General features: G+C 67.6%; 3 protein-coding genes. 2 read left to right on the forward strand and 1 reads right to left on the reverse strand.

What is annotated here, in order from left to right; translation table 11 throughout:
* The first annotated feature begins 50 nt into the window (after positions 1 to 50).
* Positions 51 to 830, forward strand: a complete 780-nt coding sequence (locus tag H928_RS0107810; protein ID WP_021025978.1) for an enoyl-CoA hydratase-related protein — start codon at positions 51 to 53, stop codon at positions 828 to 830.
* Between the two features lie 8 nt (positions 831 to 838).
* Complete coding sequence (locus H928_RS0107815; RefSeq protein WP_021025979.1) at positions 839 to 2,065, forward strand: CaiB/BaiF CoA-transferase family protein; 1,227 nt, start codon at positions 839 to 841, stop codon at positions 2,063 to 2,065.
* 43 nt (positions 2,066 to 2,108) lie between these two features.
* Here H928_RS0107815 and H928_RS26710 read toward each other — a convergent pair.
* Positions 2,109 to 2,828, reverse strand: a 720-nt coding sequence (locus tag H928_RS26710) for a helix-turn-helix domain-containing protein (RefSeq protein WP_043339244.1), incomplete at its 5' end; no start/stop codon positions are given.

Consider the following 2,828-nt stretch of genomic DNA (forward strand, 5'->3'; position numbering starts at 1 on the left):
GCGCGCTGACTGGCGCGCCTTTTTCCATCACCCTTTGACAAAGCCAGCCCATGAGTGGACAGATCACCCTTAGCCGCGACAGCCATGTCGCCACCTTGTGGATCGACAACGTGGCCAAACGCAACGCGATCAGCCACCAGATGTGGGTCAGCCTGGCCGAGCAACTGGACGCGCTGGTGCAAGACAGCGATCTGCGCTGCATCGTGCTGCGCGGCGCAGGCACCCAGGCCTTTGGCAGCGGCGCTGATATCGACGAGTTCGAATCGCTGCGCTCGTCCAAGGAAAAGGGCATCGCCTTTGCCCAGCAGGCGCACCGGGCCATGGCCCTGCTGCGCCACTGCCCCATTCCCACCTTGGCAGCGATCCGTGGCGCCTGTGTGGGCGGCGGGCTGGAGCTGGCCGCCTGCTGCGACCTGCGCCTGGCCAGTGATGACGCCCGCTTTGGCATCCCCATCGGCCGCCTCGGTGGTGTGCTCGCCTACCCGGAGCTCGAGGCACTGCTGCATGTCGCAGGCCCCCAGGTGGCACTGGAGCTGCTGCTTGAAGGCCGCCTGCTCGATGCCCAAGAGGCCCTCGGCAAAGGCCTGGTGACCCGCGTAGTGCCCCAAGCTGCCTGGGACGAGGAGCTGGCCCAGACCATCGCCCGCATCAGCAATCTGGCGCCGCTGTCAGCGCGCTGGCACAAGAAATTCATCGCCCGGCTGCAAAGCGGTACACCCTTGACGGATGCCGACCAGCAAGAGGGCTACGCCTGCTTTGACACGCAGGATTTCATCGAAGGCTACCGCGCCTTTTTGGACAAGCGCAAGCCGGTATTCACAGGAAAGTAACAGCGTTCATGCAGCCCTCCCCTTCCCCGCGCAAAGGCCCGCTGTCGGGCCTTGTTGTTGTTGAGCTCACCAATGTCATGGCAGGGCCTGTTGGCGGCTTGCTGCTGGCCGATATGGGCGCCGAGGTGGTCAAGGTCGAGCGCCTGCCCGGCGGCGACGACACCCGCCGCGCGATCCCGCCCGAGATCCAGGGCGAGTCCGCCACCTTCATGATCGTCAACCGCAACAAGCGCGGTATTGCGGTCGACCTCAAGCACCCCGATGGCCTGCAGGTGGTGCGCCGCCTGATCGACAAGGCCGATGTAGTGATCGAGAACTTCCGCCCCGGCACGATGGAAAAACTCGGCCTGGGCTATGACGTGCTGCACGCCAGCAACCCCGGCCTGATCTACTGCAAGATCACCGGCTTTGGCCTCAACGGCCCCTATGCCAAGCGCGCAGGCTATGACCTGATTGCGCAGGGCATGTCCGGCATCATGAGCCTGACTGGCGAAGGCCCGGGCCGCCCGCCCGTCAAGGTCGGCGTGCCGATTGGTGATGTGACCGCCGGCATCCTGGCCTCGACCGGCGTGCTGGCCGCCTACATCGAGCGGCTGCGCACTGGCGAAGGCCAGTATGTCGACACCTCGCTGTACGAGGCCTCGCTGGTCCACACCTACTGGCAGGTGGCGATGGCCTTTGCCACCGGTGAGTCGGCCGGCCCCATGGGCTCGGCCCACCCGGTGGCCGCGCCCTACCAGGCGATACCGACGCAGGACGGCTGGATCAATATCGGCGCGGTGAGCCAGGCCACCTGGGTCGGCATGACGCGCGTGCTGCAGCTCGAGCACCTGCTCGAAGACGAGCGCTTTGCCAGCAACCGCGAACGCATGGCCCACCGAGATCTGCTGATCTCGATCATCACCGAGGCCATGCGCAGCAACACGACCGACTACTGGGTCGAGAAGTTCGAGCAGGCCGGCGTGCCTGCCGGCCCGGTGCGCAAGATCAAGGACATGCTGGAAGACCCGCAGACCCTGGCGCGCGACATGGTGATCGAGGTCGACCACCCCGTCGCCGGCCAGGTGCAGGCGCTGGGCCTGCCGATCAAGTTCTCGCACGGCAATGGCGTCACGCGGCGCGGCGCGCCGCAGTATGGCGAGCACACCGCCGAGGTGCTGCAGGAGCTGGGCTACAGCAGCGACGATATCGCTGCGCTGGCTGCCAGCCAGGCGGTGCAGCTGCACGGGCGCTGAGACCCGCTCCCTGCCCGGCTCGCTGTAGCGGCGGGCTGGGGCGCTAGGGCGCGGTGAATGATGCGCGGTATGCCCTGGGGGACACCCCCAGGCTGCGCTTGAACTGGTCGCGCAGCACCTGCACGCTGCGGTAGCCTGCCTGGTCGGCAATCTGCTCCACACGCAGGTTGGTGCTCTCCAGCAAACGCCGCACTTCCTCCATCCGCGCCTGTGCCAGCCAGGCACTGGGCGCCATGCCGGTGCCTGCCGTGAAACGGCGCAAAAAGGTGCGCCGGCTCATTGCCAACACCTCGGCCATCGCGGCCACCGTCCAGTCCCGCCGCAGATCGGCGCGTACCTGGTCCAGCAGCTGCGCCAGCTTGCCCGATGTATCGGCCACGAGCGGCTGCTCGATGAACTGCGCCTGCCCACCGCTGCGGTGCGCAGCAACCACCAGGCGCCGCGCCACGCTGTTGGCCGCCTGCACGCCAAAATCGCAGCGCACCAGATGCAGCATCAGGTCGAGGCCCGCCGCGCTGCCCGCCGAGGTAAAGATGCGCCCATCCTGCACGTACAGCACCTGGGCATCCACGTCGATGGCTGGGTAGCGCTGCGCCAGCGCCTGGGCGTAGCGCCAATGGGTGGCGGCACGGCGCCCGTCGAGCAAGCCGGCGGCGGCCAGCACAAAGGCGCCCGAGCATATCGACGCCAAGGTGGCCCCGCGCTGCACCGCGCGACGCAGGGCTTGTTGAAGCGCGGGCGGGACCGGCTCCCCCCCGCCGCG

It is taken from the genome of Comamonas sp. B-9, from assembly GCF_000410635.1.
In the GTDB taxonomy this organism is placed as follows: Bacteria; Pseudomonadota; Gammaproteobacteria; order Burkholderiales; family Burkholderiaceae_C; genus Comamonas.

Coding starts and splice junctions, on each gene's coding strand:
- H928_RS0107810 (WP_021025978.1), top strand. CDS start 51: ATGAGTGGACAGATCACCCTTAGCCGCGACAGCCATGTCGCCACCTTG.
- H928_RS0107815 (WP_021025979.1), top strand. CDS start 839: ATGCAGCCCTCCCCTTCCCCGCGCAAAGGCCCGCTGTCGGGCCTTGTT.